This is a genomic window from Streptococcus infantis, assembly GCF_047464615.1.
Taxonomy (GTDB): domain Bacteria; phylum Bacillota; class Bacilli; order Lactobacillales; family Streptococcaceae; genus Streptococcus; species Streptococcus infantis_Y.
This window is the reverse complement of record NZ_JASHBO010000005.1, coordinates 50074-63057: the sequence shown is the minus strand read 5'-3', so window position 1 is coordinate 63057 and position 12984 is coordinate 50074. Positions and strand designations below refer to the sequence as shown.

General features: G+C 40.4%; 14 protein-coding genes and 1 tRNA gene. 12 read left to right on the top strand and 3 right to left on the bottom strand.

Going from position 1 to position 12984, the window contains the following annotated elements; all coding sequences use genetic code 11:
* Window positions 1-79: 79 nt before the first annotated feature.
* Together yidC and QM450_RS03995 are read right to left on the bottom strand one after the other, a co-directional pair.
* Window positions 80-1006, bottom strand: a complete 927-nt coding sequence (gene yidC / locus QM450_RS04000) for a membrane protein insertase YidC (protein ID WP_045762702.1) — start codon at window positions 1004-1006, stop codon at window positions 80-82.
* Window positions 1007-1083: 77 nt separating this feature from the next.
* Complete coding sequence (locus QM450_RS03995; protein WP_311523064.1) at window positions 1084-1362, bottom strand: acylphosphatase; 279 nt, start codon at window positions 1360-1362, stop codon at window positions 1084-1086.
* 33 nt (window positions 1363-1395) lie between these two features.
* Between QM450_RS03995 and QM450_RS03990 the strand changes: the two genes are divergently transcribed.
* The 11 genes from QM450_RS03990 (at window position 1396) to QM450_RS03940 (ending at window position 10609) form a co-directional block, all read left to right on the top strand.
* Window positions 1396-2136 carry a TrmH family RNA methyltransferase gene (locus tag QM450_RS03990; RefSeq protein WP_414319736.1) on the top strand — a complete coding sequence of 247 codons (741 nt, stop codon included), beginning with the start codon at window positions 1396-1398 and terminating at the stop codon, window positions 2134-2136.
* Window positions 2137-2189: 53 nt separating this feature from the next.
* Window positions 2190-2873: a Bax inhibitor-1 family protein gene (locus tag QM450_RS03985; RefSeq protein ID WP_414319735.1), complete on the top strand. Its 684-nt coding sequence runs from the start codon at window positions 2190-2192 to the stop codon at window positions 2871-2873.
* 96 nt (window positions 2874-2969) lie between these two features.
* Window positions 2970-3962 (top strand): aspartate--ammonia ligase, encoded by a 993-nt coding sequence (gene asnA, locus QM450_RS03980; RefSeq protein ID WP_414319734.1) that lies wholly within the window; start codon window positions 2970-2972, stop codon window positions 3960-3962.
* 60 nt (window positions 3963-4022) lie between these two features.
* The gene (gene rsmD, locus QM450_RS03975; RefSeq protein ID WP_045762698.1) at window positions 4023-4562 is read left to right on the top strand and encodes a 16S rRNA (guanine(966)-N(2))-methyltransferase RsmD; all 540 of its coding nucleotides are present in this window, start codon (window positions 4023-4025) and stop codon (window positions 4560-4562) included.
* On the top strand, window positions 4552-5040 hold the full coding sequence (gene coaD / locus QM450_RS03970) for a pantetheine-phosphate adenylyltransferase (protein ID WP_414319733.1): 489 nt from the start codon (window positions 4552-4554) through the stop codon (window positions 5038-5040). Before rsmD ends, coaD begins: the two co-directional genes overlap by 11 nt.
* Window positions 5024-6061 carry a SepM family pheromone-processing serine protease gene (locus QM450_RS03965; protein WP_414319732.1) on the top strand — a complete coding sequence of 346 codons (1038 nt, stop codon included), beginning with the start codon at window positions 5024-5026 and terminating at the stop codon, window positions 6059-6061. The genes coaD and QM450_RS03965 overlap by 17 nt, the downstream gene beginning before the upstream one ends.
* 56 nt (window positions 6062-6117) lie before the next feature.
* The gene (locus QM450_RS03960) at window positions 6118-6348 is read left to right on the top strand and encodes a DUF1146 family protein (protein ID WP_000615324.1); all 231 of its coding nucleotides are present in this window, start codon (window positions 6118-6120) and stop codon (window positions 6346-6348) included.
* 25 nt (window positions 6349-6373) lie between these two features.
* The gene (gene murA / locus QM450_RS03955) at window positions 6374-7660 is read left to right on the top strand and encodes a UDP-N-acetylglucosamine 1-carboxyvinyltransferase (protein ID WP_414319731.1); all 1287 of its coding nucleotides are present in this window, start codon (window positions 6374-6376) and stop codon (window positions 7658-7660) included.
* The gene (locus QM450_RS03950; RefSeq protein ID WP_414319730.1) at window positions 7647-7841 is read left to right on the top strand and encodes a DNA-directed RNA polymerase subunit beta; all 195 of its coding nucleotides are present in this window, start codon (window positions 7647-7649) and stop codon (window positions 7839-7841) included. The genes murA and QM450_RS03950 overlap by 14 nt, the downstream gene beginning before the upstream one ends.
* Window positions 7842-8194: 353 nt before the next feature.
* Window positions 8195-9025, top strand: coding sequence for a DNA/RNA non-specific endonuclease (locus tag QM450_RS03945; RefSeq protein ID WP_414319729.1), 831 nt, complete (start codon window positions 8195-8197; stop codon window positions 9023-9025).
* A gap of 252 nt (window positions 9026-9277) precedes the next feature.
* Complete coding sequence (locus tag QM450_RS03940) at window positions 9278-10609, top strand: hemolysin family protein (RefSeq protein WP_414319728.1); 1332 nt, start codon at window positions 9278-9280, stop codon at window positions 10607-10609.
* An 86-nt stretch (window positions 10610-10695) separates the two neighbouring features.
* On the opposite strand, the gene QM450_RS03935 is transcribed toward QM450_RS03940, so the two are convergent.
* Window positions 10696-10766, bottom strand: a tRNA-Cys gene (locus QM450_RS03935).
* A gap of 181 nt (window positions 10767-10947) precedes the next feature.
* Here QM450_RS03935 and QM450_RS03930 point away from each other — a divergent pair.
* Window positions 10948-12927, top strand: a complete 1980-nt coding sequence (locus QM450_RS03930) for a peptide ABC transporter substrate-binding protein (RefSeq protein ID WP_414319727.1) — start codon at window positions 10948-10950, stop codon at window positions 12925-12927.
* The last annotated feature ends 57 nt before the right edge of the window (window positions 12928-12984 follow it).

The following is a 12984-nucleotide window of genomic DNA, read 5'->3' as shown; positions in this document are numbered from 1 at the left end:
AAAGAAGAGGTCGGGATTTTTTCTCGGCCTCTTTTTGACTATAGAAAAGGCTCAGCATTTAAGCTAAGCCTTTTATTTTTTATCTAGAATGTTGTTTTCCAGCATTGCGTTTTTTGTTTTTCTTCTTATTAGAAGTTGTGATAGCTGTTGCTGGTTCAGGGGTTACATCTTTACGAGTGCTTGAAGTTTTGCTTGCTTTTGGTGGGTTCTTAGCAAATTCTTCGCGTACTTTTTTACGAAGTTTTGGACGAACGATGTAGTTGATGATAAATTGTTGAAGAATCATCATGAAACCACCGACAACCCAGTAAAGTGTAACGCTGGCTGGTGAGAAGACAGAGAACACGACAATCATGAGAGGGCTCATATAGAGCATCTTCTTGATTTGTTCTCTTTGAGTTTCATCCTCAACTCCATGTAAAGAAAGGAGTGATTGAAGATAGTAAAGGATACCAGCAAAGGCAACCAAAATCATACTAGGTGAGCCTAGAGGAATTCCTAGGTAGCTTGCTTGGGCAACTCCTTCAGTATGTTGGGCAGCAAAGTAGATAGCAGAGAAGAAAGGCATTTGAATGAGGATAGGGAAACATCCTACGCCGCCAAACATGCTGATGCCGTGCTCTTTTTGAGCAGCAAAGAGAGCTTGTTGAGCTTCTAGTTTTTCTTCTTGAGTTGTTGCTTCTTTCAGGCGAGTCTGATGTGGTTCAAGGACGTGCTTGAGAGCATTCATCTTCTCAGAGTGAAGCGTTGCCTTCCATGATTGGTAGATACCAAGTGGGAGGATAATCAAGCGAACGATAATGGTTACGATGATGATCCCAACACCGAAACCGAGACCTTGATCATTAGCGAAGTATTTGATAGCTTCTCCCATTGGAGCACCCAAGAAATCCCAAACGGGACCAGTTGGGAGTCCTGTTGATTTATCAACCTGGACACAACCCGTTAAGACTAATAGCATAGCCACTCCCATGACTGAGAGAGCGATTCGTTTAATTGATTTCACTGTTTTTATTCCTTCTTTAAAAATTATACCTTTCTATTCTACTGTTTTTTTGGAAAATATACAATAGTTCTAGAGACCTAATTTGCGACTTTGAAGTCTGAATAAGATGGAAAGTTACTCAATTGAACATCAAGATAGGTTACTTTAGAGAATGGGGTAGGGCCTTTTCGGATCTCTTGGATAAACTTGGCCATAATGGCTGAAGATTCTGCTTGGGCAAGGATTTCAACGGTTCCGTCATCGTTATTCCAGACACGACCCGTAATGCCACCTAGTTCTAGAGCGAGACTATAGACTCCCCAGCGGAAGCCCACTCCTTGGACGCGACCTTGGGCGATCATTTTAACCTTTTGCATACCAAACCTCCTTGATTGTGTTATAATATTTCTATGACTATTATAACCTCTAAAGCCAATTCTGTGGTAAAAAATGCCAAGAAATTACATCAAAAAAAATATCGCAAATCTTCTTATTTAATTGAGGGATGGCATCTGTTTGAAGAAGCTATTCAGGCAGGTGCAAAGATTGAGAAAATTTTTGCTCTCGCAGAGTATGGTGAAAAATTAGTAGACTATCCTCAGACTGTCCTTGTGACAGAAGAAATCTTGCTCGATTTAGCAGATTCTCAAACGCCTCAGGGTATTGTTGCCATTGTTCAAAAGGAGGAGGAGCATTTACCAGATTTGAGCCAAGGAAAGTATCTCTTTTTAGAAGATGTGCAGGATCCTGGAAATGTGGGGACCATGATTCGGACGGCAGATGCGGCAGGTTTTTCTGGAGTCATCGTTTCAAGTAAGTCAGCAGATATTTATAGCTTGAAGACTCTCCGATCCATGCAGGGTAGTCATTTTCATTTACCGATTTATCGCATGTCTGTAGAAACATTTGTTGAAGAGGCGAAAAAGAGTCATTTGCCGATTTTAGCCACTACCTTGTCCCAAAACTCTAAAGATTATCGTGAACTGGATCGGTTAGAAGATTTTGCCTTAGTCATGGGAAATGAAGGTCAAGGCATTAGTCCATTCATGACAGACCAGGCAGACCAATTGGTCCACATCAGCATGAAAGGACAAGCGGAAAGCCTCAATGTCGCTATTGCTGCAGGCATACTCATGTTTTATTTGAGTTAAATGATTTGATTTTTGTTATAATCAGTAAAAAGATTTCATAAGGAGAAAAAGATATGAATCAAACAATTATTCAAGAACGTTCAGGTTTGAATCAATTTTATGCAAAAGTTTATGCTTTTGTAGGAGTTGGGATTGCCTTATCCGCACTTGTTTCAGCCTTGATGTTAACAACTTTCCAAGACCTTCTTGTTCAGTTGATGTTTAATGCCCGCATATGGCTAATCGTGACAGGAGTAGTTGAAGTTGCTCTTGTAATTGCAGCAAGTAATATGGCTTATAAAAATAGCCCAGCAGCTCTTCCGATGTTTCTCATCTATTCAGTAGTGAACGGTTTTTCACTGAGTTTCATCGTATCACTCTATCTACCAGGAACAGTTCTAACGGCTTTCATTTCTAGCGCTGCCCTCTTCTTTGTCATGGCAATTATCGGAGTTGTGATTAAAAAGGACTTGAGTGGTATCGGGCGTGCTTTGATTGCAGCCCTGGTAGGTCTCATTTTAGCTATGATTGTTAATGTATTCTTAAACAGTGGTCTCTTCGACTACATTATCAGTATTGTCATGGTTCTTGTTTTCTCAGGTTTGATTGCTTGGGATAACCAAAAGATTCGCTATGTTTATGAAGAATCAAATGGTCGAGTCGCTACAGGTTGGGCAATTTCTTTGGCACTTAGCCTCTACCTTGACTTTATCAACCTTTTTCTTAGCTTCTTGCGTATCTTTGGAAGTGACGATTAATACTTTTAGAGCTCAAATGAGCTCTTTTTTAAATTTTTACTTTTATTTTTACTAGCAAAAGGGTATAATCATCTTATTATTTAAAAGGAGAGATGTATGAAGAAAAGTTTTATCCATCAACAGGAAGAAATTTCCTTTGTAAAAAATACCTTTACCCAGTATTTGAAAGATAAGTTAGAAGTTGTAGAAGTGCAGGGGCCAATCTTGAGTAAGGTTGGGGACGGGATGCAGGATAACCTTTCAGGGATTGAACATCCAGTTTCTGTTAAGGTTTTGCAAATTCCAGATGAATCTTATGAGGTGGTACATTCGCTTGCTAAGTGGAAACGCCATACCTTGGCCCGTTTTGGTTTTGGCGAGGGTGAAGGCCTCTTTGTTCACATGAAGGCCCTTCGTCCAGACGAAGATTCACTAGATGCGACTCACTCAGTCTATGTAGACCAGTGGGACTGGGAAAAAGTTATTCCAAACGGACAACGCAATCTTGCCTATCTTAAAGAAACAGTAGAAAAGATTTATAAGGCCATCCGTTTGACAGAACTTGCAGTGGAAGCACGCTACGATATTGAGTCAATTCTACCTAAACAAATTACCTTTATCCATACTGAAGAGTTGGTGGAACGCTACCCAGACTTGACACCTAAAGAACGTGAAAATGCTATTTGTAAGGAATTTGGAGCGGTCTTCTTGATCGGTATCGGTGGAGAGTTATCAGACGGAAAACCTCATGACGGTCGTGCACCAGACTACGATGACTGGACAACAGAAACTGAAAATGGCTATAAGGGTCTGAATGGGGATATTCTAGTTTGGAATGAGAATCTTGGTGCAGCCTTTGAGTTATCTTCAATGGGAATTCGTGTCGATGAAGACACTCTTCGCCGTCAGGTAGCTATCACAGGAGACGAAGACCGTTTAACTTTAGAATGGCATAAGGCTCTCCTAAATGGATTCTTCCCATTGACAATCGGTGGAGGGATTGGTCAGTCTCGTATGGCTATGTTCCTGCTTCGTAAAAAGCATATCGGAGAAGTTCAAACCAGTGTTTGGCCTCAAGAAGTGAGAGATACTTACGAAAATATTCTTTAATCAATCGAGCCGTAAGGTTCGATTTTCTTTTTTTGATAAGAATTTGGTATAATATACGGTATGAAAATCGTATCAGGAATCTACGGTGGGCGTCCTTTAAAGACGCTGGACGGTAAAACGACAAGGCCAACATCAGATAAGGTTAGGGGCGCTATTTTCAATATGATTGGTCCCTACTTTGAAGGTGGGCGAGTGCTAGATCTTTATGCTGGCAGTGGTGGTCTATCCATCGAAGCAGTCTCAAGAGGGATGTCCAGTGCCGTTCTGGTTGAGAAGGATCGCCGAGCCCAGAATATAGTCGCAGAAAATATCCGGATGACTAAGGAAACCTCTAAATTTCAATTATTGAAAATGGAGTCCAGCCGTGCTTTGGAGCAGGTGGATGGAGTCTTTGATCTTATATTCTTGGATCCTCCCTATGCAAAAGAACAAATCGTGTCAGATATTGAAAAAATGGCGGAGAGAAATCTTTTTTCAGAAGATGTCATGGTGGTTTGCGAAACAGATAAATCAGTAGAACTTCCAGAAGAAATCGCTTGTTTGGGCATCTGGAAGGAAAAAATATATGGGATTAGTAAGGTGACGGTTTATGTCAGATAAGATTGGGCTATTTACAGGTTCCTTTGATCCGATGACCAATGGACATTTGGATCTCATTGAGCGTGCAAGTAAGCTCTTTGATACATTGTATGTGGGAATTTTTTATAATCCCCATAAAACGGGATTTTTACCGATAGAGAGCCGAAAGAAAACTGTTGAAAAAGCACTAGCACATCTGAATAATGTTCAGGTCATAGCTTCTCACGATGAATTAGTCGTTGATGTTGCTAGAAAATTAGGTGCAGGGGTCTTGGTGCGTGGCTTGCGTAATGCAACAGATCTTCAGTATGAAGCTAGTTTTGATTTTTACAACCATCAACTAGCAGGAGAAATGGAGACAATCTATCTCCACAGTCGGCCAGAGCATGTTTACATCAGCTCTTCAGCTGTGAGAGAACTATTAAAATTTGGTCAAGATATCAGCGAGTATGTACCAAATGCTGTCCTAGAGGAGTTAAACAATGAAGAAAAAAACTAGATGGCCCTTATATCTCATTATTGGGCTCATTATCACTTTTATCGCTTTTACAGTGCCCCTGCCTTATTATATTGAAGTGCCAGGGACTTCTGAAGATATTCGAAAGGTTTTACAAGTTAATAACCAACCTGACCAAGAGGAAGGTTCCTACCAATTTGTGACGGTTGGAGTTAAGCACGCTAGACTAGTTGACTTAGTCTATGCTTGGCTAACACCTTTTACGGACATACATAGTGCCAAAGAGATGACTGGTGGTTCGTCAGATGCAGAATTTATGCGAATCAACCAGTTTTATATGGAAACTTCGCAAAACATGGCCAAATATCAAGGCCTAAAGACGGCGGGTAAGGAAATCGAGCTCAAATATCTGGGTGTCTATGTTTTGACTGTAACAGATAACTCGACTTTCAAGGGAGTTCTTAATATTGCTGACACCGTGACATCTGTGAATGATAAGACTTTTGAGAGTTCCAAGGAGATGGTTGACTACGTTAATTCTCAAACTCTAGGTGATCAGGTTAAGGTTACTTATGAGGAGGATGGAAAAGTTAAGACTGCTGAAGGAAAGATCATTACTCTAGAAAATGGGAAGAATGGTATCGGAATCGGTTTGATTGACCGCACAGAAGTATCTAGTGATGTGCCAATCAAGTTTTCAACTGCTGGCATTGGTGGTCCTAGTGCTGGGATGATGTTTAGTTTATCCATCTACACGCAAATTGCAGACCCTACTCTTCGAAATGGACGGATTATTGCGGGTACAGGAAGCATCGATAGAGATGGCAACGTAGGTGACATTGGTGGAATTGATAAAAAGGTTGTGGCCGCAGCTAAAAAGGGAGCAACTGTATTCTTTGCTCCTAACAATCCAGTAACTGAGGAAGCTAAAAAGGCAAATCCAAATGCCAAGAGTAACTATGACACAGCTCTAGAAGCAGCTCAAATGATTAAAACAGACATGAAAATCGTTCCAGTCAAAACGCTTCAAGATGCGATTGACTATTTGAAAAACAATCCCTAAACAGTAGGCGAATCCCTAAACTAGCGTAGAAAAAAAGAAGATGGTATAATAGGCAAATGATTCAATTGTTTTTTACCCTTAGTAGTCATATGTTTTTTGTCTACCTAGTCTTTCAGCTATTGAAAGATTTGGTCAGATGGGATCAAATTTTGAAGGTGACAAAGGATAATGCGAAGAAGGTTCGACTCTTGGTAGTATTGTGTAGTATCGGTTTAGGATATCTGATTAGTTCCTTTTTTCTGAACCTCTACCAACTTTGGCAAGAAGCAGTTAGAACGTTATTCTAAAATTGTAAGTGAAGGAAAATACTCTATGGAAAAAATTGTAGTTCAAGGTGGCGATAATCGTTTGGTTGGAAGTGTTACCATCGAGGGCGCAAAAAATGCAGTTTTGCCACTGCTTGCAGCAACTATTTTAGCAAGTGAAGGAAAAACGGTCTTAAAAAATGTTCCTATTTTATCGGATGTTTTTACCATGAATCAGGTGGTTCGTGGATTAAATGCGAAAGTAGACTTTGATCAAGAAGAACATATTGTTGAAGTTGATGCAACCGGTGATATCACAGAAGAAGCTCCCTATAAGTATGTCAGCAAGATGCGTGCTTCAATTGTAGTATTGGGGCCAATCTTAGCTCGTGTAGGACATGCTAAAGTTTCGATGCCAGGTGGTTGTACTATCGGTAGTCGCCCTATCGACCTTCACCTAAAGGGACTCGAAGCGATGGGGGCTGAGATTACTCAGACGGCAGGTTATATCGAAGCTAAGGCAGAACGCTTGCACGGAGCTCACATTTACATGGACTTCCCTAGTGTAGGTGCTACTCAAAACTTGATGATGGCGGCAACTCTTGCTAACGGTGTGACAGTCATTGAAAATGCTGCGCGTGAACCTGAGATTGTCGACTTGGCTGTTCTCCTAAATAAAATGGGTGCCAAGGTCAAGGGAGCAGGAACAGAAACTGTGACGATTACTGGTGTTGAGCAACTACACGGTGCAACCCACAATGTTGTACAGGACCGTATCGAAGCAGGGACCTTTATGGTAGCAGCTGCCATTACAGGTGGAGATGTCTTGATTCAAGATGCCATCTGGGAACACAATCGTCCCTTGATTGCTAAATTATTGGAAATGGGTGTTGAAGTCATCGATGAGGACGAAGGAATTCGTATTCGTTCTCAACGTGAAAAATTAAAGGCTGTCCACGTCAAGACACTTCCACATCCAGGATTTCCGACAGACATGCAAGCGCAGTTCACTGCTCTAATGACCGTTGCTCAAGGTGAGTCAACCATGGTGGAGACTGTGTTTGAGAATCGCTTCCAACATTTAGAAGAGATGCGTCGGATGGGCTTACACTCAGAAATTATCCGTGATACAGCCCGTATCGTCGGAGGACAGCCTCTCCAAGGGGCAGAAGTTCTATCGACAGACTTACGTGCCAGTGCAGCCTTGATTTTGACAGGATTGGTAGCTGAAGGCGAAACAGTTGTAGGAAAGCTTGTCCATTTAGATAGAGGTTACTACCGTTTTCATGAAAAATTAGCCCAGTTAGGAGCTAAAATTGAACGGGTAAGTGTGGAAGCTGATGAAGATGAATAAACAATCCAAATATGTCTTACGTCGCTTTATCCTAGTAATTGTAGTATTACTACTAGGATTCTTAGCTCTTGCAATTGGTTTGATGATTGGCTATGGCATACTAGGAAAAGGGGAAGACCCTTGGGCTATTTTGGCGCCAGCAAAATGGCAAGAACTCATCACAAAATTTACAGGAAAATGAGAGTGGGACAGAAATCGGTAATTCGTTAGAATTCGATTTCGTTGTCCCACCTCCGCACAGTTGAGTAGGGCTGTAAAAGCTGATAAAATCAGCGCAGTAGAGCCCACTCAACCACTGCGTCTTGCTCGACAATCCAAATACAATTGAGAGGTTAGGACTTTTGTCCCAGTCTTTTTCTAAGAAGTGAATGTAATACTCAATGAAAATCAAAGAGCAAACTAGGAAGAGAGCCGCAGGTTGCTCAAAACACAGTTTTGAGGTTGTGGATAGAACTGACGAAGTCAGTAACACATATACGGCAAGGTGAAGTTGACGTGGTTTGAAGAGATTTTCGAAGAGTACAAGGAGAAAATATGAATAAAAAAACAAGGCAGGCCCTAATTGGCCTCTTGCTCTTTTTGCTCTTGTCAGCAGGAAGCTACTATATTAAACAAATGCAGTCTTCCAACACTGCACCAAAAACACAAGTAAAACAAAAATCACAGTCGTCTGATACTCCAAGTCAAGAACTGGCTGAAAGTGTCCTAACAGATTCGGTTAAAAAACAAATTAAGGGTACTCTAGAGTGGAATGGCGCAGGAGCCTTTATCGTCAATAACAATAAAACCAATCTGGATGCTAAGGTTTCAAGCAAACCCTATGCGGATAACAAGACAAAAACGGTAGGAGGAGAGACAGTTCCCACAGTAGCGAATGCAATCATGTCAAAAGCAACACGGCAGTACAAGGACCGTGAAGAAACTGGCAATGGTTCAACATCTTGGACACCAGCGGGATGGCATCAGGTTAAGAACCTAAAAGGAAGTTATAATCACGCAGTTGATAGAGGACACTTGTTAGGCTATGCCTTGATAGGTGGCTTAGATGGCTTCGATGCCTCTACCAGCAATCCTAAAAATATTGCCGTACAGACAGCTTGGGCCAACCAAGCGCGTGCAGAAGATTCCACAGGCCAAAACTACTATGAGAGTTTGGTTCGAAAAGCCCTAGATCAGAATAAACGAGTGCGTTACCGTGTGACGTTGCTCTATGCGTCTGAGGAAGACTTGGTGCCGTCTGCATCGCAGATTGAAGCTAAATCTTCTGACGGAGAATTGGAGTTTAATGTCGTTATTCCAAATGTCCAAAAGGGAATTCAGTTAGATTACCGAACAGGTGAGGTCACAGTCACAAAAAATAACTAATTGATCAAGAGGTTGAGGGAAAATCCCAACCTCGTTTTTTATTAGTCATGAACTGTTGACACGATTGGTTGTTTTTTGCTCTTCTGATTTTAAAGAGCTTTTTTGAAAATTTACAAGGCTTGAACTAGGGCGTCGGGACTTGGATTGCAGCTCTCTATTCAGCGACCCTTTATCCTAGAAATTGAAAATTAATGTGTAGAAATTGGAAAATATGGTATAATAGTTTCAATTATACTTTTTAGGAGAAGGAAAATGGAAGACCCGAGCAGTCAGGATTTGTTACTGCAATTTGTTTTATTAGTTGTTTTGACCTTTTTAAATGCCTTTTTCTCTGCAACAGAAATGGCCATGGTTTCACTTAGTCGTTCACGTGTTGAGCAAAAAGCTGAGGAGGGAGATAAACGCTATATCCGTTTACTAAAGGTACTTGAAAACCCCAATCACTTTTTATCAACCATTCAAGTTGGTATCACCTTAATTACGATCTTGTCAGGGGCTAAACTAGCAGATTCACTTGGAGAGTTGATCGCCTCTTGGATGGGAAATAGCGAAACTGCCTATGCGGTAGCTAGCTTCTTATCATTAGCTTTCTTGACCTATATTTCTATTGTTTTTGGTGAGCTTTATCCTAAGCGAATTGCTCTAAATCTTAAGGATTCCTTGGCTATCCGAACAGTACCGTTTATTATTGCTCTTGGTAAGATTGTGAGTCCCTTTGTTTGGATGCTATCAGCATCAACTAATCTCTTGAGTCAATTGACACCGATGACATTTGACGATGCAGATGAAAAAATGACTCGTGATGAGATTGAGTACATGTTGTCTAAGAGTGAAGAAACCTTGGATGCTGATGAAATTGAAATGTTACAAGGGATTTTCTCGCTAGACGAGCTCATGGCACGTGAAGTCATGGTTCCTCGAACCGATGCTTTCATGGTAGATATTCAAGATGACACTCAAACCATTATCCAAAGTATCTTAAAACAGAATTTTTCTCGTATTCCTGTTTATGATGGAGATAAGGACAATGTTATTGGATTGATTCATACTAAGAGTCTCCTCAAAGAAGCCTTTGCCAGCGGTTTTGACAATATTGTCTGGAAGCGAATCTTACAAGATCCACTCTTTGTACCTGAGACCATTTTTGTGGATGATTTATTAAAAGAGTTGAGAAATTCACAAAGACAAATGGCTATCCTACTGGATGAGTATGGAGGTATGGCTGGTCTAGTTACGCTAGAGGATCTCCTTGAGGAGATTGTCGGTGAGATTGATGATGAAACTGACCGAGCTGAAGTCTATGTTCATACAATTGGAGAAGATACCTATATCGTCCAAGGAACAATGAATTTAAATGACTTCAATGACTACTTTGATGTTGAACTTGAAAGTGATGATGTAGATACGATTGCAGGTTACTATTTGACCGGTGTGGGAACTATTCCAACATCAGAAAAACTTAGCTATGAGTTAGAAAGTAGCAATAAGCATATCACTCTAACCAATGATAAGGTCAAAAATGGACGTGTAACCAAGCTTAAGGTTCAAATCCAAGAACTCGAATCAGAAGAAGAAACAGAATAAAACAAAAGCTTTATCAGAGTAGAACTGATAAAGCTTTTCTGGTAGTAAAAAAGAAAAGACCCCTGTAGGAGCCTTTGATAATATAGAGGCGGTAGACGGATTTGAACCGACGATCAAGCTTTTGCAGAGCCGTGCCTTACCACTTGGCTATACCGCCTTAACTTTTATTATTATACCTTTTAAATTAAATCTCGTCAATAGTTTCTTTTCTGAAAATGTAAGTTTTCCTGCTTCCAAAAGGCATGCGACAAAATATTCTGAAAATTCGTTTACTTTTGAAAGGGATTATGGTATAATCAACAGTATCTCATTAATTTTAATAGAGGAGTTAACTAAACATGAAAAAAAGTCGGATTTTTGCGGTAGCGGGGGTTGCCCTACTTGCAACAGGCGTTCTCGCAGCTTGTGGTTCTTCAAAAACATCAAATGCTGAAGCACCAAAAGCATATGGTTATGTATACACTGCTGATCCAGAAACATTGGACTACCTTATCTCTGGTAAACAAAGTACAAAAGTTGCCACTTCAAACGGTATCGATGGACTCTTTACGAATGATAAGTATGGTAACCTTACTCCTGCAGTCGCTGAAGATTGGTCAGTATCTCAAGATGGTTTAACATACACGTATAAAATTCGTAAAGGTGTAAAATGGTTCACATCTGATGGTGAAGAATATGCAGAAGTAACTGCAAATGACTTTGTTACAGGTTTGAAACACGCAGCCGACAATAAATCAGCCGCCCTTTACCTAGCACAAAATTCTGTTAAAGGATTGGCTGACTACTTGTCAGGAAACAACACAGACTTCTCTGCAGTAGGTGTTAAAGCAGTCGATGATTACACTCTTCAATATACATTGAACCAACCAGAACCATACTGGAACTCTAAACTGTCTTACGGAATTTTTTGGCCTTTGAACGCAGAGTTTGAAAAATCAAAAGGAAAAGACTTTGGTAAGGCGACAGATCCAACATCATTGCTTTACAATGGTCCGTTCTTGCTTAAAGGATTGACAGCTAAGTCTTCTATCGAGTTTGCGAAGAATGAACAGTATTGGGATAAAGACAATGTTCATATTGATACTGTAACGCTTGCTTATTATGATGGTTCGGACCAAGAATCAATCGAGCGTAACTTTACAAGTGGTGCATACAGCTATGCCCGTCTCTTCCCTACTAGCTCGAACTATTCTAAGGTAGCAGAAACATATAAAGATAATATCTACTATAACCCACAAGGTTCTGGTGTTGCTGGTTTGGGTGTCAATATTGATCGCCAAAGCTATAAGTATACTTCAAAAACAACTGACGAAGAAAAAACTTCTACTAAGAAAGCCCTTCTTAATAAAGATTTCCGTCAAGCTTTGAACTTTGCATTTGATCGCACTGCATATTCGGCTCAGATTAATGGTAAAGATGGAGCAGCACTTGCTGTTCGTAACCTCTTCGTAAAACCAGAATTTGTTTCAGCAGGTGAAAAAACATTTGGTGACTTGGTCACTGAGAAAGTTGTTTCTTATGGTGATGAGTGGAAAGATGTAAACTTTGCAGATGCTCAAGATGGACTTTACAATGCAGACAAAGCGAAAGCAGAATTAGCTAAAGCTAAAAAAGACCTTGAAGCAGATGGCGTAAAATTCCCAATCCACTTGGATATTCCAGTTGACCAAACTGCTAAGAACTACATTGCGCGTATTCAGTCCTTCAAACAATCTGTTGAGACCGCTTTGGGTACAGATAATGTAGTTATCGATATCCAACAAATCACTACGGATGAATTACACAATATCACATACTACGCTGCTAGTGCGGCAGCAGAAGATTGGGACCTTTCAGGTGCTGTTGGATGGAATCCAGACTATGATGATCCATCAACTTACCTTGATATCTTGAAATCAACTAATAGTGAAACAACTAAGACCTACATGGGCTATGATAATCCATCAAATCCAGCGGTTGCTCAAGTTGGTTTGAAAGATTACGACAAATTAGTTGATGATGCAGCTAGTGAAACAAGTGATCTTAACAAACGTTATGAGAAATATGCAGCAGCTCAAGCTTGGTTGACAGATAGCTCACTCTTCCTTCCAGCTATGTCGTCTACTGGTGCTGCTCCAGTTATTTCACGCGTAGTACCATTCTCAGAATCTTATACTCAATCAGGTGATAAAGGCTCAGATATTTACTTCAAATATCTTCAATTGCAAGCTAACACTGTAACAACCAAAGAGTACAAAGAAGCTCGTGAAAAATGGCTCAAAGAAAAAGCTGAATCAAACAAAAAAGCTCAAAAAGAGTTAGCGAGTCATGTGAAATAAATAATGCTCATCAGAACTTTCTCTCCTAAAGGAGAAGGTTCTTTTGGGATTTTAAAG

Coding starts and splice junctions, on each gene's coding strand:
- QM450_RS03995 (WP_311523064.1), bottom strand. CDS start 1,362: ATGCAAAAGGTTAAAATGATCGCCCAAGGTCGCGTCCAAGGAGTGGGC.
- QM450_RS03990 (WP_414319736.1), top strand. CDS start 1,396: ATGACTATTATAACCTCTAAAGCCAATTCTGTGGTAAAAAATGCCAAG.
- QM450_RS03985 (WP_414319735.1), top strand. CDS start 2,190: ATGAATCAAACAATTATTCAAGAACGTTCAGGTTTGAATCAATTTTAT.
- asnA (WP_414319734.1), top strand. CDS start 2,970: ATGAAGAAAAGTTTTATCCATCAACAGGAAGAAATTTCCTTTGTAAAA.
- rsmD (WP_045762698.1), top strand. CDS start 4,023: ATGAAAATCGTATCAGGAATCTACGGTGGGCGTCCTTTAAAGACGCTG.
- coaD (WP_414319733.1), top strand. CDS start 4,552: ATGTCAGATAAGATTGGGCTATTTACAGGTTCCTTTGATCCGATGACC.
- QM450_RS03965 (WP_414319732.1), top strand. CDS start 5,024: ATGAAGAAAAAAACTAGATGGCCCTTATATCTCATTATTGGGCTCATT.
- QM450_RS03960 (WP_000615324.1), top strand. CDS start 6,118: ATGATTCAATTGTTTTTTACCCTTAGTAGTCATATGTTTTTTGTCTAC.
- murA (WP_414319731.1), top strand. CDS start 6,374: ATGGAAAAAATTGTAGTTCAAGGTGGCGATAATCGTTTGGTTGGAAGT.
- QM450_RS03950 (WP_414319730.1), top strand. CDS start 7,647: ATGAAGATGAATAAACAATCCAAATATGTCTTACGTCGCTTTATCCTA.
- QM450_RS03945 (WP_414319729.1), top strand. CDS start 8,195: ATGAATAAAAAAACAAGGCAGGCCCTAATTGGCCTCTTGCTCTTTTTG.
- QM450_RS03940 (WP_414319728.1), top strand. CDS start 9,278: ATGGAAGACCCGAGCAGTCAGGATTTGTTACTGCAATTTGTTTTATTA.
- QM450_RS03930 (WP_414319727.1), top strand. CDS start 10,948: ATGAAAAAAAGTCGGATTTTTGCGGTAGCGGGGGTTGCCCTACTTGCA.